Genomic DNA, 23249 nt, shown 5'->3' on the forward strand with positions numbered 1-23249 from the left:
CCCGGTTCGGTTCGTGGGCGGGGCGCGTCCGATCCGGGCGCGCCCCGTTTCCGTCGGGCGTTGTGCTCTCAGGAGACGGTGATGAACCGGCCCAGCTGCGGGACGGCCTCGCCCGGATGCTTGGCCTGGAAGCCCTCTCCGATGGCCTGCAGCGCCCACTCGCCGTTCGCGCGGAACACCTTGGCCATGGCGATCGCCGTGAACGGCATGCCACCCGCCAGCGCGTACCGGGCCAGCTCGGCCTGCGTGGTGTCGTCCACCAGCCGGCAGTAGGCATTGCTGACCTGCTCGAAGGTGTGTCCCTGATACGAGGTGACAATGAACAGCAGCGTGTTCACCTGGCGTGGCACCCGGCTCAGGTCGACCAGGATCACCTCGTCGTCTCCGGCGGCGCCCTCACCGGTCAGGTTGTCGCCCGAATGCCGGATGGAGCCGTCCTTGGACGTCAGCTGCCCGTAGTAGGCCACGTCCACCAGGTGCCGGTCGGCGAACATGGCCACCCAGGCGTCCAGGTCGATGTTCACCGGTCGCCGCCCGAACAGACCGCCCTGCCGGGCGGGATCCCAGCCGAGCCCCATCCGAATCCGGGTCAGCGCGACACCGCCGTCCTTGCGCAGGGTGACGCGCTGGCCCTTGGACAGATTCACCGGTCGCCCGCGTGCGAGCCCGCCGTCACCGGCCGGTGGCGCGGGGTTCGGGGGCGGCGGGACCTGATAGGCCGAATTCTGCTGGGGCTGAGCGGGATACGGTGCAGGCGGCGGTTGAGTGCTGTACGGCGAGTTCGGCGGCGGCTGAGTGGGATACGGCGAGTTCGGCGTGACATAGGTCGGCTCGACCGGCGGCGGGTAGGCCGTGGGGGAGGGCGGCGGGGGCGGGGGAGCGGTGCGGTTCTCGGCGGGCGGCGCTTCCTCGACGGTGACCCCGTGGTCGGTGACCAGGGCCGCGAAGCCGCCCGCATAGCCCTGGCCGACCGCGCGCACCTTCCAGGTGCCGTAGCGCCGGTACAGCTCGACCGCGATCACGATCGATTCGCTCTGCAGATCCTCGATCTTGTACTCGTACAGCGAGTTCCCGTGCTCATCGGAGACCAGCGCGATCGGCGGCGCGATGCGGCCGAAGGTGGACCCGGCCTCGTCGAGCGTGATCACCGCCCGGATCTGGGTGATGTCGGCGGGCACCTGGGTCAGCGCCACCGACAGTTCGGCGGGCTGCCCCGCCTCACCGTTCCGCAGCCGCACCCCGGGCCCGGCCGGCTGGTTGTAGAACACGAAATCCGCGTCCGAGCGCACCTTCCCGTGCTCGGTCACCAGCAGCGCGGACAGCGCGGCGGCCGCCGCGACCCGGACGGAAACCACCACCTCCGGCGCGGTGAGCGGTCCGTTCTGACCCTTCACAAGCGTTGTGGACAAGGCCGATCCTCCCGTATCGAGACGCCCACTTGCCACTGTAGGAGACCGGGGTGCCCTCAGCAGCCGAGCTGATCGGCCAGGTCGAGGAAATCCACGGCATTGATATCGAATTCATCCGAGAACTCCGCATCGCCGAGCTCGGGATCGCCGTACTCCAGGGGGCGCGTGACGAACGCCGTCCGGAATCCGAGCTCGCCGGCCGCCCGGATGTCGTACTTGTGGCTGGCCACCATCATGATCTCGGCGGGTTCCAGCCCCAGATACCGCGCCGCGAGCCGGTAGGTCCGCGGATCCGGCTTGAACACCCCGGCCATCTCCGCCGCGAACACGGCATGCCACGGCAGCTCCCCGTGCCGCGAAATCTCCACCACGGCACTGACATCCGCATTCGACAGCGTCGCCAGCGTGAACCGTCCCCGCAACCGCCGCAGCCCCGCCACCGTATCCGGCCACGGGTCGAGCCGAGCCCAGGCCCGGGCCAGCTCGTCCCGCTCCGGCACCCCGATCGAGATCCCCCTCGTCTCGAGCAACGGGTCCAGCGTCTTCCGGTACACCGAGGCCACGCTCACCCAGCGCCCCTGCTCCGGCCGCTGCGACGTCGCCGCGAAATACGCGGCCCGCCACTCGTTCACGAACGCGCCCCAGTCCTCTCCCGGCTGCTCAGCCGCGAGCGCGGCCTCGGCCGCCCGCCGGATGGTCGAATGGAAATCGGTAGCGGTCCCCTGTACGTCGAACAACAGCGCCTTCGGGCTCAATACGTCCACAGCCGAAGACTAGGCGAGTTGTTTGTCATAGTTCCGACGGCCGGGGACGGCTCTAGGCTGAGCCCATGGAGACGGGTAGGGCGAGTAGGACGGCGTTGGCTACCGCGTATGCGCGGGCCCATCACCAGCTTTCGGGGGAGCCTCGGGTGTTCACCGATCCGCTGGCGGCGCGGATCCTGGGGATGACGGCGGATCGGATCGGGGATCTGGATACCGCGACCCTGGATCGGCCGGGCGGGAACGATCCGCGGCAGCGGGTGCGGCGGTATTTCCTGGCGGCGCGGGCTCGGTTCGCCGAGGATGTGGTGGCCGCTGCGGTGGCCGACGGGACCACGCAGGTGGTGGTTCTGGGGGCGGGGCTGGATACGTTCGGATATCGGAATCCGTATCCCGGTCTGCGGGTGTTCGAGGTCGACCATCCGGACACGCAGGAGTGGAAGCGTGAGATGCTCGCGCAGGCCGGGATCGAGATTCCGGAGTCGCTCACCTTTGTTCCGGTGGATTTCGAAACCGGCACGCTGGCAGGGGGATTGGCTGCCGCCGGGTTCGATCGGGAGCGGTCGGCGGTGTTCGTCTGGCTCGGTGTGGTCATGTACCTGACCCGGGCCGCCATCGAGGAGACCCTGCGGTTCATCGCGGGTCAGGGGCAGCCGGCGCATGTGGTGCTCGACTACCTGAGCGGGGGGAACACGGACGAGGAGCGCGCGGAGGTGCGGGCGCGGGCCGCGCGGATCGCGGCGCTGAACGAGCCGTGGCTGAGCTACTTCGAACCGGAGGAGATCGAGAACCTGCTGCGCTCAGTGGGTTTCGATACGGTCGAGTTGCGGTCGCTGTCGGGATTGTTCGAGGAGTACCTCGGCGAACCGCTGGCCGATCTGCCGCCGGGGAGGGGGCGCGCGCCGCTGCTGCACGCGGTTCGCGGGCCGGTCGGGGACTGAAGATTGCCTGAAACTCCGCGCCGGGCCCGCTGAGCGGGCGCGCGGGCGCTCGATACTCGGGGACATGGGCAAGTCTGCGGAGTGGATGCGTACCGCGCGGGTGCTGCGCCGGACCGGGTTCGGGGCGACGGGGTCCGAGATCGACGCGGTCCCGGATGTGGCGGGCTACCTGCGCGCCGCGCTGACCGCCGACCCCGAGGCCGATCCGGGCGCGCGGGCCACCCCCATGCCGGAGCTGGTTCCGCCCACCCCGCTCGGCAAGGGCGCGACGACCGAGGCCCGCAAGCAGTACCAGGCGCAGATCACCGGTCAGCTGGACACGCTGACCTGGTGGTGGCTGCGGCGCATGGCGGCCGTCCGGGTCCCGGTCCGGGAGAAACTGACCCTGCTGTGGCACAACCACTTCGCCACCTCGGCCACCAAGGTGCGCAATGCCGCCGAGATGGCCGCGCAGAACCGGACGCTGCGGGCCGGCGGCGCGGGTGACTTCGCCGCTCTCGCCTACGCCATGCTCACCGATCCGGCCATGCTGCGCTGGCTCGACGGTGTCGCCAATACCGCGAAGGCGCCCAACGAGAACCTGTCCCGCGAGTTCATGGAGCTCTTCGCGCTCGGCCACGGCAATGGGTACACCGAGACCGATGTCCGTGAGGGGGCCCGGGCGCTGACCGGCTGGACCATCACCGGCGGTGCGGCCACCTTCGATGTCGAGCGTCATGACACCGGCGCGAAAACCGTACTGGGCGTGACGGGTGCGCTGGACGCCCGGTCGTTCTGCGATACCGTGCTCGCCCGCCCGGAGTCCCCACGCTTCGTGGCCGGGCGACTGTGGCAGCAGCTGGCCTCCGACGATCCCCCCTCCGATGCCGCCCTGAACCGCCTCACCGCCGCCTACGGCCCCGGCCGGGACCTGTCCGCCCTGGTGACCGCCGTCTGCACCGATCCCGAATTCACCACTGCCCGCGACACCGTCGTCCACGGGCCGGTGGAATGGCTGATCGCCGCCGTGCGGGCGTTCCGGATCCCGCTGACCGCGGACGCCGATGCCCGCGCCCTCGCCGGGACGCTGCGCAAACTCGGCCAGCTGCCCTTCTATCCGCCCACCGTCGGCGGCTGGCCGCGCGGGCAGGGCTGGATGTCGAGTGCCGCCGCGCAGATACGGCTCACGGCGGCACTGGATCTGATGAAGCAGGCCGACCTGTCGCCGATCACGCGGGCGGGCCGGGGCGACCGCCTGGACGCGACCGCCTACCTGCTCGGCGTCGGCTCCTGGTCCGACCGCAGCGCCGCCGTGCTCGCGACCGCCGTCGATCAGCCGCCCCGGCTGGCCGCGCTCGCCATCAATACGCCCGAATACCTCACCAGCTGAAAGCCACACCACCATGCCGCAATTCAGTCGCAGACAGTTCCTGGTCGGCACCGGCGTGCTGGGCGCGCTCGGCGTGGCCGGCGCCTCCGTGATCACCTGGGACCAGCTGCAGCAGCGCGCCGTCACCACCCCGCTGGCCGCCGGTTCCGGAATCCTGGTGGTGCTCACCCTCTACGGCGGCAATGACGGCATCAGCACGGTGATTCCCTACGCGGACAACGCCTATCACGACGCCCGTCCCGAGCTGTCCTACCGCCCCGAGGAAGTCCTGCACCTGGATGACCAACTGGGCCTCAACCCGGCCTTGAAGGGCCTGTTTGGCCTGTGGCGTGACCGCACCCTGGCCATTGTGCGCGGGGTCGGGTATCCCGCACCCGACCACAGCCACTTCCGTTCCATGGACATCTGGCAGACGGCCTCACCCGACGAGCCGGTGCAGACCGGATGGATCGGCCGCTGGCTGGACGCGACGGGTGACGATCCGGTCCGCGCGGTCAATATCGGGCCCGTCCTGCCCCAGCTGGCCCTGGGTGCGAAACACACTGCCGCAGCGCTGGATCCAGCGTCCGCGCCGCTGTCCGACGATCTCGCGGCGGCGCTGTCCGGCCTGGCCGCCGCCGACGCCTCCGACAGCCCGGCGCGGGCCCGGGTCTGCACCGGATACCAGGCCGAACAGACTGTCCGGCAGACCTTTTCGTCCCTGAGGTCGCCCGGGAAGACGCCCGCGAACCCGCTGACCGCCCAGCTGGACCTGGTCTCCCAGTGCGTCAAGGCCGGTGTCCCCACCCGCGTCTACTCGGTCAGCCTGGGCGGCTTCGACACCCACGCCGACGAACGGCACACCCAGGAGCAATTGCTGGGCCGCCTGGACGAGGCGGTCACCGCCTTCCTGAAGGACCTCTCCACGCATCCGCGCGGCCGCGATGTGGTGCTGATGGCCTACAGCGAGTTCGGCCGCCGGGTGGCCGCCAATGCTTCACAGGGCACCGATCACGGCACCGCCGGACCCGTCTTCCTGGCCGGGACGCCGGTGGCGGGCGGCTTTCACGGCGACGAGCCCAGCCTCACCGACCTCGACAATGGCGACCTGAAGGTGACCGTCGACTTCCGCGACGTCTATCACGAACTGCTGCACCGGGTCCTCGCCACCGACCCCACCCCGGTGGTCGGTTCCGGTCGCCGTGACCTCGGCCTGCTGTCCGCCTGACCGCGGCGTGCCCGGAATGTCGGCTCCGCGACACCCGTAAGTGTTGCCGACCGGCCCGGAACGCGGTATTCAGTTCGCTCGTGTGGGAAGGCGAATCGAGGCTGAGAGTAGGGACCGGTGCGCGCCGATGTTTCTGCGGTGGGCCGGGCGAGAAACCCGCATGGCCGCCGCCACCCACGGATCCGACTGCTGCCCCAGCTGCTGGCCGCGGCGGCGGAGGCTGATCCGTCCGGGATCGCACTGCGCGCGGGCGCGCAGTCGCTGACCTATGCCGAGCTCGACGAGCGATCCACCCGCCTGGCGCGGGTGCTGGTGGCTCGGGGGCTGGGTCCGGGCGACCGGGTGGTGCTGGCGCTGCCGCGTTCGCCCGAGGCGGTGGTCGCGGTCTGGGCGGTGGCCAAATCGGGGGCGGCCTTCGTGCCGGTCGACCCCGGCTATCCGCCGGATCGCGTGGCGCACATGCTCGCCGACGCGGGCGCGCGTTGCGGGCTCACCCTGGGCGCACTCCGCGACCGGCTCGGCGCTGCCCTCGACTGGCTCGAACTCGACGCGCCCGACTGCGCCACGCTCGTGGCCGACGCCTCGGCGGAATCCCTGCACTTCACCGAACGCACCCGCCGCCTGCACGGCGGGGACATCGCGTATGTCATCTACACCTCCGGCTCGACCGGGGCCCCGAAAGGCGTGGCCGTCACGCATTCCGGCCTCGCCGGGCTCTGCGCCGAGCAGTCCCGCCGCTTCGCCGTCACCGCCGAGTCCCGCACCCTGCACTTCGCCTCCCCGAGCTTCGACGCCGCCGTGCTCGAACTGCTGCTGGCGGTCGGAGCCGGCGCGACCATGGTGCTCGCGCCCGCGGACTGCTACGGCGGTGGCGAACTCGCGGACCTGCTGCGCGCCGAGCGGGTGACGCACGCCTTCCTGACCCCGGCCGCCCTGGCGGGCCTGGAGGCGAGCGGGCTGCCCGACCTGGCGGTGGTGGTCGCGGGCGGCGAGGAGTGCCCGCCGGACCTGGTCGCACGCTGGTCGCCGGGACGGTCCTTCTTCAATCTCTACGGCCCGACCGAAACCACCGTCGCCGCGACCATCAGCACCGCGCTGACCACCGCGGACACCGTCGATATCGGTGGACCGATCGCCGGGGTGACCGCGCTCGTCCTGGACGCCCGGCTCCGGCCGGTGCCGACGGCGGTGGCCGGTGAGCTGTACCTGGCCGGGCCGGGCCTGGCACGCGGGTATCACGAGCGTCCCGGGCTGACCGCCGCCCGCTTCGTGGCGCATCCGAATGGCAAGGGGGAGCGCCTCTATCGGACCGGTGATGTCGTGCGGTGGATCAGCGGCCGTGCCGGTGTCCCGGTGCTGCAATACCTGGGCCGCAACGATTCGCAGGTGCAGCTCCGGGGCATCCGGGTGGAGCTCGATGAGATCGACGCCGTCCTGTCAGCACACGAATCCGTGGCCTTCGCAATCACTCTCGTGCGTCGCCTGCGCAGCGGGGCCGATGGTGTGGTGTCGTACGTGGTGCCCGCATCGGACGCGGTCGTGGATACCGCGAGCCTGGCCGAGTATGCGCGGCAACAGCTTCCACGTCACGCCGTCCCGGCCGCCCTCACCGTGATCGACGCCGTTCCGCTGACTCCGTCCGGCAAGCTGGATCGGGCCGCCCTGCCCGAGCCCACCGTCGCCACGCGCCCGTACCGGCCGTCGTCGACCGCCACCGAGCGTGCCGTGGCCGCCGCCTTCACGGAACTGCTCGGGGTGGGCCGGATCGGCGCGGCCGACGACTTCTTCGAGCTCGGCGGAAACTCCCTGCTCGCCATCCGATTGGCCGGACGCCTGGGTGCGGATCGGGGCACCCGGGTGCCCGTGCAGTTGATCTTCGAGCATTCGACGGTGGCCGAGCTGGCGGCCGCCGTCGACGGGCTCGACGCCGGCGACCGGCCACCGCTGACCGCGCGGTCGCAGCGCGCGACCCGGGCGCCGCTGTCGCCGGCACAGCAGCGCCTGTGGTTCCTGGCGCGCCTGGAACCGGGATCGGCGGCCTACAACATCCCGTTCGCACTGCGCCTGTCCGGCGAACTCGACACGGCGGCGCTGGAACTCGCCGTGCGTGATCTGCTCGACCGGCACCAGGCGCTGCGGACGAGCTATCCCGAGCACCACGGCACCGGTTATCAGGACATCCGGCCCGCCACCGCGGTCCGGTGGGATCTGGCGCCGGTCGATATCGCGGAGTCCGGGGTGCGGCCGCAGCTGATCGCGTTGGCGGGCAAAGGATTCGACGTCACCGCCGAGGTCCCGGTGCGTGTGCGGCTGTTCCGGATCGCCGAGCACGAGCATGTGCTGGCCGTCGTGATCCACCATCTGTCCGCGGACGGCTTCTCCATGGTCCCGCTGACCCGCGACCTCATGACCGCCTACACCGCCCGCACCCGCGGCACGGCCCCCGACTGGCCGCCACTGCGCGTGCAGTACGCCGACTACGCGATCTGGCAGCGCGAATTGCTGGGCGCGGCATCGGATCCCGGCTCACTGCTGGCGACTCGACTGCGGTACTGGCGCGAGGCGCTGGCGGGCCTGCCCCCACTGCTGGACCTGCCCACCGATCGCCCGCGCCCGCCGGTGGCGTCGCATCGCGGTGCGGCCCAGCACTTCCGGGTGGACGCCACCCTGCACCGGGCGCTGGAGCAACTGGCCCGTGCGCGCGGCGTCTCGGTGTTCATGCTGCTGCACGCGGCGCTGGCGGTCGTGCTGGCCCGGCTGGCCGGGACCACGGATGTGGCGGTGGGCGCGCCGGTCGCGGGCCGCGGCGAACCCGAACTCGACGATGTGGTCGGCATGTTCGTCAATACCCTGGTCCTGCGCACCCGCATCGACCCGGCGGAGAGCTTCGCCCGCCTGCTCGACCGGGTACGCGACATCGACCTGGCCGCCCTCGCCCATGCCGAACTGCCCTTCGAGCGGCTGGTGGCCGACCTGGACCCGCCGCGCAGCCGGGCGCATCACCCGCTGTTCCAGGTGGCCCTGTCCTTCCAGGAGTTCGGCGGTCAGGCGCTGCGGCTGCCCGGGCTGACGGTCACCGCGGCCGATCTCGGTGAGACCTTCTCGCCCGTCGATCTGCAACTGACCGTCGTTCCGCAGCGCGATGCCGAAGGCGCTGCGGGACTGAACTGTTCGTGGCGGTATGCCGTCGATCTGTTCGACGATCCGACCATCGCCCGGCTCGGCCGGCGGCTGACCGGGCTGCTCGCCGCGGCGGCCGCCGACCCGGAGCGGTCGGTCGGGGACCTGCCCCTCACCGAGGCCGCCGAACTCGCGACCTTCGCGACGGCCGGGCCGAATCACGCAGTGCCACACAGGTTCATGTTCGACGCGTTCACGGACCAGGCCCACCGGACACCCGACGCGATTGCGGTGACCGGAGACGGCGTGGCACTGACCTACCGTGAGCTCGCCGAGCGATCGAATCGGCTGGCACGCAAGCTGATCGGGCTGGGCGTCGGTCCCGGTGCCAGGGTCGGCGCGGCGCTGGATCCCGGCCCCGATCTGGTGGTATGCCTCTATGCCATCGTGCAGGCCGGTGGTGCGTTCATGCCGATCGACCCGGGCCAGCCCGCCGACCGGATCGAGGCCATGCTGGTCGCGGCCGCGCCCGTGTGCACGGTGACCGCCGATCTCCTGAATCCCGCTGAACTGTCCGAGTTCTCCGCCGATCCGGTGGCCGACGCCGACCGGTTGCGGCCGCTGCGCGATCAGGACCTCGCCTATGTGATCTTCACATCCGGGTCCACCGGCCGCCCCAAGGCCGTCGGCGTCTCGCATGCTGCCCTCACCGGCTACATCGCGTTCTTCACCGCCGAATACCGGCTGACCGAACGCGATACCTATCTCCAATTGGTGCCCGCCACCTTCGACGCGTCTCTGATCGGTGCCACTGTCCCGCTTGCCGTGGGCGCACACCTGGTGATCCCGTCGGGTCCGGGCCGCACCGATCCCGAGCACCTGGCCGATCTCATGGCCCGCCACCGGGTGTCGGCCTTCCTCGCCGTGCCGTCCCTGCTGCGCGCGCTGCTCGACCATGCTCCCGCGGGAGCCTTCGCGGCACTGCGTGTGGTGTGGGCCGGTGGTGAAGCCCTGCCCGCCGAGCTGATCGCGCGCTTCACCGCGGCCGGACCGGCCCGGCTGCACAACCTGTACGGGCCCACCGAGGCCACCATCTCCGTGACCGGCGTCGAGGTCACGAACTTGGGCGACGCACCGGTGTCCATCGGTGCGCCGCACTGGAATTCACGCGCCTACGTCCTCGATTCCCGGCTGCACCCCGTGCCCGTGGGCACGCCCGGGGAGCTCTACGTCGCGGGTGCTCAACTCGCTCGTGGTTACCTCGGACAGGCCGGCACCACGGCGGATCACTTCGTAGCCGATCCCTTCACCGCCGTGGGGGAGCGCATGTACCGGACCGGCGACCTGGTCCGGCGTACCCATCACGGTGGCCTGGAATACCTGGGCCGCACGGACTTCCAGCTCGCGCTGCACGGCCTGCGCATCGAACCCGGTGAGGTGGAGGCCGCACTGCGCGCGCACCCCGCCGTCGCCGAGGCCGTTGTGGCGATCCGCCGTGACCGGCTGGTGGGATACCTGCGCACCGGTGAGGTCGACCCCGACCTTGCCGACGTGCTGGCGACAGCCCGAACGCGGCTGCCCGGTTACCTGATTCCGGCCCAGCTGACCGTGGTGGAAGCCTTCCCGCTCGGACCGACGGGCAAACTGGACCGGTCCGCGCTGCCCGATCCCGAACTCCCGGTGCGGGAATACCGTGCGCCCGAGACACCCGAAGAACTGGCCATTGCGGATGTGCTCAGTGCGGAACTGGGCATCGATCGGGTCGGCCGCGAGGACGACTTCTTCGCCCTGGGTGGAAACTCTCTGTCCGCCATCCGGGTTCGCGCCGCTCTGGCCGACCGGCTCGGCCTTCCCGTGCCGCTCACTCACCTCTTCGCCCATCCACAGGTCCGGGAACTCGCCGCCGCGCTGCGGTCGGGCTCGGCGCCGACCGGCGAGGAACCCGACCCGTCGGCCGACACCTCCCTGGCTCCGGAGATCACCGCCGCGGGCCTCCCCGTGCCGCGCCCCGGCGAGCCCGCCGCCATTCTGCTCACCGGCGCAACAGGATTCCTCGGCGTCTTCCTGCTGCGGGAGCTGCTCGACCGAACCTCCGCCACCATCCACTGCCTGACACGGGCCCGCGATGCCTCCGCCGCACGCGACCGGATCTCCGCGAACGCCACCCGCTTCGGCATCGACATCTCCGCCGATATCCATCGAATCGTCGCTGTCCCCGGCGATCTCGCCCGACCCCGGCTCGGCCTGACCCCGGCGGAGTTCACCGAACTGACCCTGCGGATCGACGTGATCTACCACAACGCCGCCCTGGTCAACCACCTCGAGCCGTATGCCCGCATGCGCGACGCCAACGTCGGCGGCACGGTGGAGGTTCTGCGGCTGGCCACCACGGGTCGTTGCAAGCCGGTCCACTACGTTTCGACCGCCTCGGTCACCGACGCCTCGCTCCCGCACGGTCTGCCGGGCTACGTCGCTACGAAATGGGTTGCCGAACACCTCGTCCGAACCGCCGCCGACCGCGGCCTGCCCGCTCGCGTCTACCGTCCCGGCCTGATCACCGGCGATTCCCGCACCGGCGCCGCCGCCACCGACGACGCCTGGTGGACCATGCTGCGCGCCATGCTGGTCCTCGGCCTCGCACCCGAGCTACCGGACGCCGAGGTCGCCATGCTGCCCGTCGACCAGGCGGCCGCGGCCATCGTCGGCGCAGCAGCCGAGCCCTCGGGGCCCCGCACCGTCGGCTTGCTGCCGGGAAGGACCCTGTCCCTGAAGGCCATTCGCGACGAACTGCTGAGCCGGGGCTATCGGATCGACCTCGTCGACCCGGCCGAATTCGCGACCGCGCTGCTGACCGCGGCCGAACAACCCGGAGCCGACGACCTGCTGGCGCGGGCGGCCGCGCTCACCGTCAACTATTCGGCCGAGGTGACCGGGGCCCCGAGCAATCCGGACTCCGCCTGTCCCGGCGCCGACCGGGTGACCCTGAAGCGCTACCTCGACTACTACGTCGCCACCGGCTTCCTTCCACCGCCGCCGCTGTGACCCGGATCGCGCGCCCGGAATCAAAGCCCGCCCTCTGCGTTGGCACTGACCATGACTGCGGCACCGCGGGCGATCCGCTTCTCCATCCTGGACCGCTCCCGGGTGCGCGTGGACCAACCGCACCCGGAGGCCCTGCGCGAGACCGTCGAGTTCGCCCGGCTCGCCGAGGAGTGGGGCTACCACCGCTTCTGGGTCTCCGAACACCACAGCGTGCCCGGCGTGGCCGGGTCCGCGCCGACGGTCCTGGCCGCAGCCATCGCCGCAGCCACCTCCCGCATCCGCGTCGGCACCGGCGGCGTCATGCTGCCCAACCATCAGCCGCTGATCGTCGCCGAACAGTTCGGTGTCCTGGAATCGCTGTATCCCGGCCGTATCGATATGGGCCTGGGCCGCTCGGTCGGCTTCACCGGCGGCGTGCGCCGCGCCCTCGGCCACGACCGGCGCGACGCCGAGGACTTCGACACCCAATTGTCCGAGCTGCTGGCCTATTTCGCGGGTGGCCGCCAGGGCGTGCATGCCTGGCCCGCGGAGGGCCCGAGCTCATCGAGCGCGAACCCATGACCGATCGCCAGCGCGAGCTGTTCGAGGAAGCCCTGCGCGGCCACATCCACGGCACCGAATCCGAGGTCCTCGCCGACCTCGACCGCCTGGTGCGCCGCACCGGGGCCGACGAATTCCTGGTCCACACCAGCACTTACGACCGCACCGCGCGCCTGGAGTCGCACCGCCGGCTCGCGAACGCGGTAGGACTGCGCGCCGATGCGGAAGGTCGGCGCGCCTCAGCGTGAGCCGTGCCAGACGCCGTCATGGTTGCGGTGGGTGGACAGGTAGGCGGTGTCTGTGAGCAGCGTGTCGTAGAAGTCCAGGTCGATGTGCTGGGCCTGGAGGTAGTTCATGATCCAGACCGTGGGCACCGTGCCCGGGAACTTCCCGAACGTCTCGTCGATGTAAGTCGCTTGGAGAGCGACGAATTCGCGGAAGCGTCGGTCCCACGGCGCGGCGGCGCCACGGACGCCCGGGGTGTCGGCGAAGGGCCCCGGCGTCGCCGGGTGGTACGGCCCGCCCGGCCCGAACTTGCGCTCGGCCAGCGCCTCCACCGCGGCGGCCAAGGACTCGTGGTGCGGACGGCAGAACGCCTCGAACACCCCGGGCAGCCCGGTGGGATTGGGGAACGGCCACTCCGGATCCGCGTCATAGCGGAACCCGAGGCCGGGGACTTCCGGATCGCCGGACGCCCCCAGCACGGTGAGCCGGTCGATGCCGTCGAAGGCCCACCCGCCCAGGCCCATCGCACCGAGCAGCAGGTGGCCGTTCACCACCGCCGCCATGAGTTCCGCGGTGGCCTCGGTCAGCGAGTACTGCTCGACGAAGCTGAGCGGAATCGGATCGGTGAACCGCAAACGGTCCCGGTACTTTTCGACGCCCGGGATCTCCCGCTTGTTGATGTCGTCGTACAGCGCGAACCCGTTCTGGACGAAGAACCCGATATTGGCCAGCAGCTGCTGGGCCACATCCGCGACCGGAATCACCAGCAGTGAGCCGGGGTGATTGGCGATCCAGGTGTTGTGGCCCTCCAGGTACGGCTCCTCGCGCGGAATGTGAATGCGCTTGTCCGACAACCGGATAACCCGCGCCAGCAGCGCGTTCAGCTGGGCCTCGGCCGCACCGTCGCCCTCGGCGTAGGTCGCCGTCGGCGGGGCGTCGCGGGTCGGCAGGAAGTAGGTCCCGGAGTCGTCGGTGAAGAAGAACTCGCTGGTGTGGAATCCGGCCGCCGAGGCGAAGGTTCGTCCCGTCGCCGACCCGCTGTAGTTGGGCCACGCGGGCGCGTATCCGGGATGGTGGCTGATCCCGAAATGCCAGCCGGTCCAGCCTGTGACGGTATTGAGCACCACCGCCCGCTCCAGCTCGCTCAGCGCGCGCGGCGCGTGCTTGCTGGTGAACGCCAGCGGGCCCGCCGGGATACTCCCGCCCAGCGGAAAGCGCCGGGAGCGCCGCCCGTAGATGGCATCCAGGAGCGGGAACCGCGCCAGTTCACGCAGCGCGTCCCGTTCGCCATCCCCAAGAGTCAAGGGCGGCAATCCCACAGAGCTCGTATCCGGCATAGTTCTCCTAAGGTGAACGGAAGGTGAACAGAACTTGACCAAAAGGTCGCTGGTGGGCCATAATTGCCGATCTGTACCTCGCAACCCGCGAGGTTTTGTGCAATCGGTATTGCGCCGGCGCAACTCCGGAAGGAGGGCTGTCATGGCTTTCATCAACTTCTCTCGTAACCCGCTGACCGTGCTCTCGGTCCTCGCAGAGCGTTCCCGCTCGGCGTTGACCGCTCAGGAGCGGGCCAATCTGCGGTCCACGCGCGCCCGCGCCGCGATCTTCAGCGCCGCGCTGGGCGCCCACAGCACCCGCTGAGCCCGGGCTGCGCAAGGTCACCGGGCCGACGCCCGCCGTCTCGAATCATTCGGGGCGGCGGGCGTTTTCGTTATTTCGCCGGCCGCCGGCGGGCGCCATCCGGGCTCGCAGCCAGGCCGGCGGTTTGGCTCGCGCGCTCCCCGGCGTGCCACCTGTCGACACCCAATCGACTGTCATAGCAGAAAAGTATCAGGTCGCGATCGGGAATTTGTGACCGGGCTCACGCTTGAAACCAACGCAACGTCAGGTTTTAGCGTGGGTGGAGCACACCGAAAGGGAGGCGCGATGGGTGAGCGGACCTGGCGGGTCGGGGAATTGGCCCGGGAGACCGGGGTGACCGTGCGGACGCTGCATCACTACGACCGGCTCGGGCTGGTGACGGCGTCCTCGCGCACCGGTGGCGGGCATCGCTGCTACGGCGCGGCGGACGTGCGGCGGCTGCATCGCGTGATCGCGTTGCGGGACTTCGGGTTCACGCTCGAGGAGATCGCGGGCGTACTCGCCGATGCCCCGGATCAGGACCCCCGGGACCTGGTCCGCCAGCAGCTCGAGGTGCTCGACCGCCGGATCGCACAGGCCCTGCGCCTGCGCGCCCGCCTGCTCGGTGTGCACGACGGCCTCGACCGCATGGCCGAGCCGTCGGCACTGGAGTTCCTGCGATTGATCGAGGAGATGGTGGCCATGAATCAGCCCATGACACTGGAGGAATTCACCCGGCTCGCCCAGCAGCGCGAGGCCCGCATGCGAGAGCTCACCGGGGAACAGCGCGCCGAGTTGTTCCAGCGCCGCGAGGCCGCCTTCGCCGCATTGAGCGCCGAAGACGTCGAGCGCATGCAGGAGGTGCGGCGACGCTACCTGCCGCCCGGCTTCGAACCCGGTGGCGCGCAAGGGTAGTCGCGTCGGCGAGTGTGGCCCCGGTGTCCCCGCCGGGGCCACACCCGTATCGGCGCAATCCGAACTCGGCGCGTACCTGGAGGCAGCCGCCCGCCGCCGTGCGCGGAACTGATCAGCGCAGAACCGTATTGATCAGCGGAGGGCGGCGCGGGCCCCGGCGGCCTCGAGCCTGATCCGGGCCGCCTCGGCGGCATCCTTGTCGACCTTCTCCAGGACCGCCTTGGGGGCCGCCTCGACCAGGTCCTTGGCCTCCTTGAGGCCGAGGCCGGGAATGATCTCCCGCATGGCCTTGATGACCTGAATCTTCTTGTCCCCGAAAGACTCCAGGACGAGATCGAATTCGCTCTGCTCGTCCGCGGCCTCGGCCGGCGGCGCGTCCGCCACGGCCTGGACGGCCACAGGCGGCGCGGCGGTGACACCGAACTCTTCCTCGAACGCCTTCAGGAACTCCGAAAGCTCCAGCAGCGTCATACCTTTGAAAACGTCGAGCAACTCGACAATGGTCATCTTGGCCATGATGTACCCCTTGCAACGCTGACCAGGCGATACGAACAAGTCTAAGCGTGCAGGGCCGCCAAGGTCATCAGATATTCGCGTTCCCCGCGTGTCAGCGGGCGTGGCGCGCCGTCGTCGACGGCGACCAGCGTGGAAGTGGCGGAGAGATACAGGTATTCGGCGTCGCTGACCTCGTGCGCCAGGGTGAACGAGGTGGTGCCGATGCGCTCCACGATCGAGGTCACGGTGACCGGCGCGGCCCGGAAGAGCAGCGGCATGCGATAGGACAGGCGCTGACCGGCGACCACCACCCGCCACGGGACGCCGCCGGGTTCGTGTCTACCTGCCAGAGATTCATGGCTACCCGGCAGAGATTCGTGACCAACCGCGAGAGACTCGTAGCGGCCCAGCAGATCCGAGCGGGCCTCGTCCAGGTACTGGGCGAACACCACATTGTTGAGGTGCTGCTGCGCGTCGATGTCGGTGCGGCGCAGCTGGATGTCGTAGGTGTGCATCAGGCTTCCAGATCCTTCAGCAGGTGGCGCTGATCCTCGGGCAGCGGGCGCGACCTCTGGGTGGCCTGGTCGAAGGCGACCATGGTGCACACGGCTGTGGAGTACACCACCTCCTCGTCCCGGATCTCCTGCTGCAGCGCGAACGACGAGGTGCCGATCTTGGTCACCCAGGTCTCCACCCGCACCGGCTCCTGGCGGTAGCGCAGCGGCGTCAGGTAGTCGATGTCCATCTGCGCGACCACATTGGCGCCGCCGAAACCCCGCGTCCAGAACAGGTCGATGCGGGATTCCTCCAGGTAGCGCAGGTGCGCCGCATTGTGCACATGCCCGTCGGCGTCCATGTCGGACCACCGCAGGGGGCACAGGAAAAGGTGTCGGGCCACCCCGCATTCATATCAAGCGGACCGGGGTGAGTCAGCTCATGCCAGTTGGGGGCGGCAACCTCCGGGCTAGTGCCGGGTGGCCGAATCTGCAAGAGTCGTGTCATTGACGCCATCGGGGTGCAGACCGCAGGCTGAAGGCATGCGGGTGGTGCTGATCGTTGTCTTCGACGGGTTCCAGCTGACCGATCTCGCCGGGCCCGCCGACGTGTTCACCGGGGCGGCCGCGCTCGGTGCGACCCCGGGCTACCGGGTCGAACTGGCCGCCGCGCAGGCCGGTCCGGTGCGTTCCTCGTGCGGCATCGAGGTGACCGCGGCGCACGGGCTCGACACCTGGGACGGGCCGCTGGACACGCTGCTCGTGGTGGGCGGGCTGACCGTTTGGGCCGCGGCCGGGGACGTCGATCTGGTGACCGGCATCCGGCGGCTGGCCGCCGGCTCGGATCGGGTGGGCTCGGTCTGCTCGGGCACCTTCCTGCTGGCCCGGGCCGGACTGCTGGACGGCCGCCGCGCCACCACGCACTGGGCGGGCGGCGAGCTGCTGGCCGAGCAGTTCCCGGCCATCACCACCGAACCCGACCGCATCTACGTGCGCGACGGGCCGATGTGGACCTCGGCCGGGGTGACCGCGGGCATCGACCTGGCGCTGGCCATCGTGGCCGCCGACCACGGGCCGGACCTGGCGCGCGAGGTGGCGCGCTGGATGGTGGTGTACCTGCACCGGCCGGGCGGGCAGAGCCAGTTCAGCGCGCCGCTCGCGGCCAACCCGCCCAAGCGGAATTCGCTGCGGGCGCTGCAGGTCTGGATGGAGGAGAATCCGGAGGCGGATCTCTCGCTGCCCGCGCTGGCCGAGCGGGTCGGCATGAGCATCCGGCATTTCTCCCGAGTCTTCGCCGGCGAGACCGGGACCACCCCCGCCCGCTATGTCGAGCAGGTCCGCGTGGCCGCGGCCCGGCGCCTGCTGGAGACCACCGACCAGCCCATGGACCGGATCGCCGCCGCCGTCGGGCTCGGGAGCCCCGAGACCCTGTACCGAATCTTCCACCGCCAGCTGGGCATACCGCCGGGCGAGTACCGCGCCCGGTTCACCACATTCTGAAAGGGGGAGTGTCCCATGACATTCCAGATCGCCATCGTGCTCTACCCGGGCATGACCGTGCTGGACGCGATCGGGCCGTACGAAGTGCTGCGGATGATTCCGGACAGCGAATTGCGATTCGTCTCCAATGAAGTCGGCCCGATCGTCTCCGACAGCGGAGTGCTGGCGCTGGGCGCGACCCACACCTTCGCCGAGACGCCCGCGCCGGATCTGGTGCTGGTCGGCGGATCCGAGGCCGCGACCACCGAGGCCATGGCCAACCGCGAGCTCATCGACTGGCTGCGGGCCGTGCACCCGAACACGCAATGGACCACCTCGGTCTGTTCCGGTGCGCTGATCCTGGCCGCCGCCGACATCCTGCGCGGTCATCCCGCCACCACGCACTGGGCCGCCCAGCCCGCCCTGGCCGCGTTCGGGGCCGAGTCGCGTCCGCACGACCGGATCGTGCACAGCGGCAAGATCGTCACCGCCGCCGGGGTTTCCGCCGGAATCGACCTCGGGCTGTGGCTGGTCGGCCGGATCGCGGGGGAACAGGTCGCGCAGATAACTCAGCTCTACATCGAATACGACCCGCACCCGCCGTTCGACACCGGTCACCCGGACAAGGCGCCCGCCGAGATCATGCGCAAGGCCCGAGTGGAGATGACCAAACGCGCCGCCACACCCCGCCTTCCGGTCGACCTGGCCACCACCTTCTGGCGGCTGACCCTCAACCGCATGCGGGAACGCGCCGCCGCCAAGCGCTGACTTCCCGTACCGTCGGAAGGGTGACCGAGCTGCTCGGCGACCACTTCTTCGCCAATCCGCATGCGTACTACCGGCTTTGGCGCGAGCAGGGCCCGGTCCACCGGGTGCATTTCGGCGACGGCGTTGACCGCTGGCTCATCATCGGCTACGAGGAGGCGCGCGCGGCGCTGGCGGATCCGCGGCTGTGCAAGGACATCGACCGGCTGGAAGCGGTGATCGAGCGCAAGTACGCCGGGATCTGGGCGGGGCCGCGCACCCACGACGGCCTGCGGCACATGCTCAATGCCGATCCGCCCACCCACACCCGGCTGCGCAAGGCGGTCTCCCAGGCGTTCACCGCGCGCCGGGTGGCCGCGCTGCGGCCGGTCATCGAACGGACGGCGAACGATCTGCTCGACGCCATGGCCGGGCATGAGCAGGTGGATCTGCTGCAGGCCTTCGCGGTGCCGCTGCCGGTGGCGGTGATCTGTCACCTGCTGGATGTGGACATCGAGGATCACGGCACCTTCCGCGAGTGGACCAAGGCTCTCGTCGGCACCCTGGAGCCGGATGTGGACCGGGCTCGGGCGCACGACGAGATGGTGGCGTTCCTGCGGAAGATGCTGCAGCGCAAGCGGGCCGAGCAAGGCGCGGACGTGCTGTCGGCGCTCGTCGCCGACGAGGCCGAGCTCGACGAGGGCGAGCTCATCGGCATGGCACTGCTGCTCCTGGTCGCCGGGCACGAGACCACGGTGAACCTGGTCGGCAATGGCATGCTCGCCCTGCTGCGCGACCGTCCCTGGCTGGAACGGCTGCGCGACGACCCGGAACTGATCCCCGCCGCCGTCGAGGAATTCCTCCGCTTCGACGGCCCGGTCGACATGGCCACCCTGCGCTTCACGAGCGAGCCGATCAGGGTGGGCGGCACCGTCATTCCCGAGGGTGAAATGGTCCTGGTCGCCCTGGCGGCCGCCAATCGCGACCCGCGCCACTTCACCGATCCGCACCGCGTCGACCCGACGGCCGACCGCACCGCTCACCTGGGCTTCGGCTACGGCATCCACTACTGTGTCGGTGCGCCTCTGGCCCGCCTCGAGGGCCGGGTGGCTTTCACCGCACTGCTGCGACGCTTTCCGGACATCACGCTGGCCGTCGACGACTCCGAGCTGCGGTGGTATCCGAATGCCGTGATCCACGGCCTGAAGCGATTGCCCGTGCGCCTGTGTTCCTGACCTGGCTCCGGGGTGCGGAGATCGGGGAATCGAAATTCCCCGGCGACGAGCGATGACTTTTCGTCGGCGCGGCGGTCTATATACGTGAACTGACGTTCGAATTGTCCGTCGAGTCAAGAGAGTTGATCTTTCATGACCGTATACGCCATCTACGGAGCCACCGGTCACACCGGTCGCCTGGTCGCCGCTGATCTCACCGCACGGGGAAAAGAGGTGGTGGTGTCCGGGCGGGATCCGGATGCTCTGGCTGCCCTGGGTTATTCGCGGGTGATGCCCGCCGCGCTGGATGATCCGGCGGCACTGCGGGCGCTGGCCGAGGCCGCCGACGTGATCATCCACTGCGCGGGGCCCTTCGCCACCACCGGATTGCCGGTCGCCACCGCCGCGGTCGAGGGCGGTTGCCACTATGTCGATCACGCGGTGGAGGTGCACCACGTCAAGCGGCTGTTCGACAGCTTCACCGAACCCGCGCAGCGCGCCGGGATCACCATGCTGCCGAGCGTGAGTTTCTATGGGGGACTGGGTGATCTACTGGCCGGTGCGGTCGCACGCGGGATCTCCGGCATCGACCGGATCACGGTGGCCTACAACGTCACCAACTGGATGATGACCCACGGCGCGGTGGAGACCGCGCGGCTGCTGTTCGCCGACACCGAGCGCATCGGCTACGAGGACGGCGAACAGCGGTACGGATTCGTAGAACCGCGACAGGCGATCTTCGCGTTCCCGCCGCCGGTCGGGCCGCGGCCCATGATCGCGCCGGTGCCGTTCCCGGAAGCGGTCACGGTGCCCCGGCACACCCGCGCCAGAGCGGTGGAGGCGCAGCTGACCTCGCGCACCTTCGAGGAGGAGCAGGCCTTCGCCAGTGAGCAGGTGGACGCGGCCGCCCGCGCGGCGAGCGAATTCATGATCGCCGCACAGGTTCTCGCGCCCGGCGGCTCCGCGGCCGGGACGCTGACCGGCCGGGACCTGTGGTCGGCGGCCGCGCTGGCCTCGGTGGAAGCCGCGGTGCGGCTCACCGATGGCGACATCAAGAGCGGAGTCGCCAGTCCCGGTGAGGCTTTCGACGCCGTGGACTTCCTGACCGGCCTCGCCGCGCGCGGGGTCTTCGAACTGCGGTTGCCGGCGACGGCGTGAGGAGCAGAGCAATGGAACCGATCCTCGTCACCGGCGCGGCCGGCGGAAGCCAGGGCGGTACCGGGAGACTGGTCGCCGAAACCCTGATGCGCGCGGGCCTGCCGGTGCGCGTCTTCGTGCACAGCGATGACGGCCGTGCGGCCGAGCTGAAGGATCTCGGCGCGGAGGTCGTCGTCGGCGATCTGCGCGAGATCACCGCCGTGACACCCGCCCTGCAGGGCGTGCGCCGGGCCTACTTCACCTATCCGGTGACCGCCGGAATGATCGACGCCACCGCGGTTCTCGCGGCCGTCGGCCGTCAGGCCGGACTGCAGCGCGTGGTCGCGACCTCACAGCTCGGCTCCGATCCGCAGGCGGGCACCCCGCACATGCGGCGGCACTGGGTGGCCGAACAGGTGCTCGACACCGCCGGCATCGGCGCGGTGCACCTGCGCGCGGCCGTGTTCTACGAGAACCTGCGGGTGGCCATCGGCGACCGCGGCGAGCTGGCGCTGCCGCTCGGCTCGCCGGACACCGTGCTGCCGCTCATCGCGGGCGCGGATGTGGCCGGGGTCGGGGCGGGCGTGCTGCGTACCGAGGGCCCGGTGGATCCGGTGCTGTGGTTGGCGGGCGAGATCATGACCGTCGGCGAGGCCGCCGAATTGTTCGGCGTCCCCTACCGGAACGTCGATCCGGCGGAGTGGTCGGAGTGGGCCATGACCGTCTACCGCGACGCGGTGGCCGTCGAGCACCTGACCCACCTGTGGACCATGTTCGCCGCCATCGGATCCGGTCACGAGCTCTTCCGCGTGACCGAATCCATCGAGCGGTTCACCGGCCACCCGCCGATCACCCTGCGCGAGTTCGTCACTTCGGCGTGAGGAAGTCCTCCAGGAAGTTGCCCAGGCGCTCGGCGCGCGCGGCGATGCTGCGGTTGGACTGCACATAGTCGTCGATGCCCTGCTCCTGGGCGTCCTTCAGATACCCGGGCAGCGGCTGCTGGATCTCGGTGTCGATGGCCTGCGCCAGCAGCTGTGCCATGGTGTCCCGCAGCGGATTTCCGCTCGCCGCCTGATTGTCGAGCTCCAGGCGGCCATTCTCGGTGGAGTAGTCGTAGAGCTCGAATTCCTGCTCGGCCGACGCGTCGATCTGGATGCGGCCGTCCAGCCATTTCGAGTAGGAGGCGAACTTGGCGTCGGCCGTGCGCACCATGGCCACGTGGCCGGGCGCGTTGTGGTCGAACAGGATCGCCGCCTCCTCGATGGTGGACTCGTCGGTGGTGTGCGCGATCCACGGGCGTCCGGCGGCGGAGGCATTGCGGCACAGGGCAGCCAGGTCCAGGCGGCCGCGCAGATGCTCGTAACGGTCCACGGCCCGCCAGTCCGCGCCGCCGGTGGCGATGGTCAGCAGCAGGGGCGCGAGGTCCACGCTGGAGGTGAGTTGCGTGCGGGCGCTGGTGGAATCGGTGGGGCTGAGGTATCCGCGTGGGTCGTGTACGTACAGCGGCACCCGGATCGCCTCGTCGTAGGCGCCGCCGCCCTTGCCGTGCAACCCGTGCGATCCGGCGTAATCGCCGTGATCGGAGGTGAACACGATGACCGTATTGGCGGCGACGTCCGGTCGCGAGTACAGCGTGTCGAGCACCCGGCCGATCTGCCCGTCGACCTGCTGCTGCAGCCATAGGTACAGGTTGCGCATATCGATCCAGGCCTGGGTGGCCTCGGGCGTGCCGTAGGGCGCGAGCCCGAACGCCACCACCGACGCCTGCACCAGTGCCATCTGCAGCCGTGGCTTGGCCGAAAGCTGTTCCAGCGATTCGAAATTCCCGGGCAGCTGGTCCATCCAGCGCGGCAGGTCGAGGTTGGCCTGGTCCCGGCGGGTCCAGCGCGGCCAGTACTGGATGTCGTGCGGATTCACCAGTGACACCGTGGTGCACCACGGCGACCCGCCGGAATCGTGCTCGAACCAGTCCACGAAGTCGTCGACGATCTTCGGATCGGCCTGCAACCCCTGCCCCGGCGCGCCGTTCGGCGACGGGTAGGTGCCGCCGCCGAACCCGTAGGCGTCCAGCGCGCCCGGCGTGCGGTCCGGGTAGTGGCCCAGATGCCACTTGCCCCACCAGGTCGTCTCGTAGCCCTGCTCGCGCAGCATGGAGCCCCAGGTCGGGAAGCGCGGGGAGAGTGTGGATTCCGAGACCACCATGCAGCCGGTCTGGTGGCTGTAGAGCCCGGTCACCAGCGCGCCGCGGGAGGCGGTGCAGTCGTTGGCGGCGGTGTAGTGCTGCTCGAACGAGACGCTGCCGTGCCGGATGCGGGCCAGGTTGGGCAGCAGCTGATCCAGGGTCTGCTGATCGGGGAACCAGGCGGGTGCGCGCATCTCGTCGACGATGACGACGAGGATGTTCGGTTTGCCCGGGTCCACATCGGCCCGGGCCCGGGGCGCCGGACCGGTCGCCGTGGCGGCCACCGCCGCGGTCACCGATGCCGCTGCTCCCGTCAGGAATCCGCGTCTGCCGAACAAGGGGCCTCCTACTGCCG

At 70.2% G+C, this 23249-nt stretch carries 20 protein-coding genes; 13 read left to right on the plus strand and 7 right to left on the minus strand.

Features of this window, described 5'->3' with window-relative positions; genetic code table 11:
• Positions 1-68 precede the first annotated feature (68 nt).
• Both ACWEQQ_RS24230 and ACWEQQ_RS24235 read right to left on the minus strand, forming a co-directional pair.
• Complete coding sequence (locus ACWEQQ_RS24230) at positions 69-1409, minus strand: TerD family protein (RefSeq protein WP_452349792.1); 1341 nt, start codon at positions 1407-1409, stop codon at positions 69-71.
• 56 nt (positions 1410-1465) lie between these two features.
• Entirely contained in the window at positions 1466-2173 is a 708-nt protein-coding gene (locus ACWEQQ_RS24235; protein ID WP_452349793.1) for a haloacid dehalogenase type II, read from the minus strand.
• A gap of 65 nt (positions 2174-2238) precedes the next feature.
• Between ACWEQQ_RS24235 and ACWEQQ_RS24240 the strand changes: the two genes are divergently transcribed.
• The 6 genes from ACWEQQ_RS24240 (at position 2239) to ACWEQQ_RS24265 (ending at position 12637) form a co-directional block, all read left to right on the plus strand.
• Positions 2239-3111, plus strand: a complete 873-nt coding sequence (locus ACWEQQ_RS24240) for a class I SAM-dependent methyltransferase (RefSeq protein WP_452349794.1) — start codon at positions 2239-2241, stop codon at positions 3109-3111.
• Between the two features lie 64 nt (positions 3112-3175).
• Complete coding sequence (locus ACWEQQ_RS24245) at positions 3176-4480, plus strand: DUF1800 domain-containing protein (RefSeq protein ID WP_452349795.1); 1305 nt, start codon at positions 3176-3178, stop codon at positions 4478-4480.
• Between the two features lie 13 nt (positions 4481-4493).
• Positions 4494-5687 carry a DUF1501 domain-containing protein gene (locus ACWEQQ_RS24250; protein ID WP_452349796.1) on the plus strand — a complete coding sequence of 398 codons (1194 nt, stop codon included), beginning with the start codon at positions 4494-4496 and terminating at the stop codon, positions 5685-5687.
• A gap of 117 nt (positions 5688-5804) precedes the next feature.
• The gene (locus ACWEQQ_RS24255; protein WP_452349797.1) at positions 5805-11849 is read left to right on the plus strand and encodes an amino acid adenylation domain-containing protein; all 6045 of its coding nucleotides are present in this window, start codon (positions 5805-5807) and stop codon (positions 11847-11849) included.
• Positions 11850-11900: 51 nt separating this feature from the next.
• Positions 11901-12410 carry an MsnO8 family LLM class oxidoreductase gene (locus ACWEQQ_RS24260; RefSeq protein WP_452349798.1) on the plus strand — a complete coding sequence of 170 codons (510 nt, stop codon included), beginning with the start codon at positions 11901-11903 and terminating at the stop codon, positions 12408-12410.
• Positions 12407-12637 (plus strand): hypothetical protein, encoded by a 231-nt coding sequence (locus ACWEQQ_RS24265; RefSeq protein ID WP_452349799.1) that lies wholly within the window; start codon positions 12407-12409, stop codon positions 12635-12637. Before ACWEQQ_RS24260 ends, ACWEQQ_RS24265 begins: the two co-directional genes overlap by 4 nt.
• Here ACWEQQ_RS24265 and ACWEQQ_RS24270 read toward each other — a convergent pair.
• A complete protein-coding gene (locus ACWEQQ_RS24270; RefSeq protein ID WP_452349800.1) occupies positions 12629-13951 on the minus strand; it encodes a hypothetical protein in 1323 nt (440 codons plus the stop codon). The genes ACWEQQ_RS24265 and ACWEQQ_RS24270 overlap by 9 nt on opposite strands.
• A 142-nt stretch (positions 13952-14093) precedes the next feature.
• On the opposite strand from ACWEQQ_RS24270, the gene ACWEQQ_RS24275 reads away from it, so the two are divergent.
• The gene (locus ACWEQQ_RS24275; RefSeq protein ID WP_354841596.1) at positions 14094-14255 is read left to right on the plus strand and encodes a hypothetical protein; all 162 of its coding nucleotides are present in this window, start codon (positions 14094-14096) and stop codon (positions 14253-14255) included.
• Positions 14256-14540: 285 nt separating this feature from the next.
• Positions 14541-15149 carry a MerR family transcriptional regulator gene (locus tag ACWEQQ_RS24280; RefSeq protein ID WP_452349801.1) on the plus strand — a complete coding sequence of 203 codons (609 nt, stop codon included), beginning with the start codon at positions 14541-14543 and terminating at the stop codon, positions 15147-15149.
• A gap of 132 nt (positions 15150-15281) precedes the next feature.
• Here the strand turns inward: ACWEQQ_RS24280 and rplL are convergent, their stop codons facing one another.
• From rplL to ACWEQQ_RS24295, 3 genes are read right to left on the minus strand one after another with little or no spacing between them, the layout of a single operon-like run.
• Entirely contained in the window at positions 15282-15665 is a 384-nt protein-coding gene (rplL, locus tag ACWEQQ_RS24285) for a 50S ribosomal protein L7/L12 (RefSeq protein ID WP_357001394.1), read from the minus strand.
• Positions 15666-15706: 41 nt separating this feature from the next.
• Positions 15707-16159, minus strand: a complete 453-nt coding sequence (locus ACWEQQ_RS24290) for an acyl-CoA thioesterase (protein WP_452349802.1) — start codon at positions 16157-16159, stop codon at positions 15707-15709.
• The gene (locus ACWEQQ_RS24295) at positions 16159-16542 is read right to left on the minus strand and encodes an acyl-CoA thioesterase (protein ID WP_452349803.1); all 384 of its coding nucleotides are present in this window, start codon (positions 16540-16542) and stop codon (positions 16159-16161) included. The genes ACWEQQ_RS24290 and ACWEQQ_RS24295 overlap by 1 nt, the downstream gene beginning before the upstream one ends.
• Before the next feature lie 139 nt (positions 16543-16681).
• Here ACWEQQ_RS24295 and ACWEQQ_RS24300 point away from each other — a divergent pair, with 139 nt between their 5' ends.
• From ACWEQQ_RS24300 to ACWEQQ_RS24320, 5 genes are all read left to right on the plus strand, one after another.
• Positions 16682-17638 (plus strand): GlxA family transcriptional regulator, encoded by a 957-nt coding sequence (locus ACWEQQ_RS24300; RefSeq protein ID WP_452342918.1) that lies wholly within the window; start codon positions 16682-16684, stop codon positions 17636-17638.
• A gap of 15 nt (positions 17639-17653) precedes the next feature.
• Positions 17654-18385, plus strand: a complete 732-nt coding sequence (locus ACWEQQ_RS24305) for a DJ-1/PfpI family protein (protein WP_452342919.1) — start codon at positions 17654-17656, stop codon at positions 18383-18385.
• Positions 18386-18405: 20 nt separating this feature from the next.
• Entirely contained in the window at positions 18406-19596 is a 1191-nt protein-coding gene (locus tag ACWEQQ_RS24310) for a cytochrome P450 family protein (protein WP_452349804.1), read from the plus strand.
• Between the two features lie 132 nt (positions 19597-19728).
• Positions 19729-20733, plus strand: coding sequence for a saccharopine dehydrogenase NADP-binding domain-containing protein (locus tag ACWEQQ_RS24315; protein WP_452349805.1), 1005 nt, complete (start codon positions 19729-19731; stop codon positions 20731-20733).
• 11 nt (positions 20734-20744) lie between these two features.
• A complete protein-coding gene (locus ACWEQQ_RS24320) occupies positions 20745-21593 on the plus strand; it encodes an NmrA family NAD(P)-binding protein (protein WP_452349806.1) in 849 nt (282 codons plus the stop codon).
• On the opposite strand, the gene ACWEQQ_RS24325 is transcribed toward ACWEQQ_RS24320, so the two are convergent.
• Positions 21580-23232 carry a sulfatase-like hydrolase/transferase gene (locus ACWEQQ_RS24325; protein WP_452349807.1) on the minus strand — a complete coding sequence of 551 codons (1653 nt, stop codon included), beginning with the start codon at positions 23230-23232 and terminating at the stop codon, positions 21580-21582. The two genes, ACWEQQ_RS24320 and ACWEQQ_RS24325, sit on opposite strands and share 14 nt — an antisense overlap.
• Positions 23233-23249: the final 17 nt, after the last annotated feature.

It is taken from the genome of Nocardia sp. NPDC004123 (genome assembly GCF_053603795.1).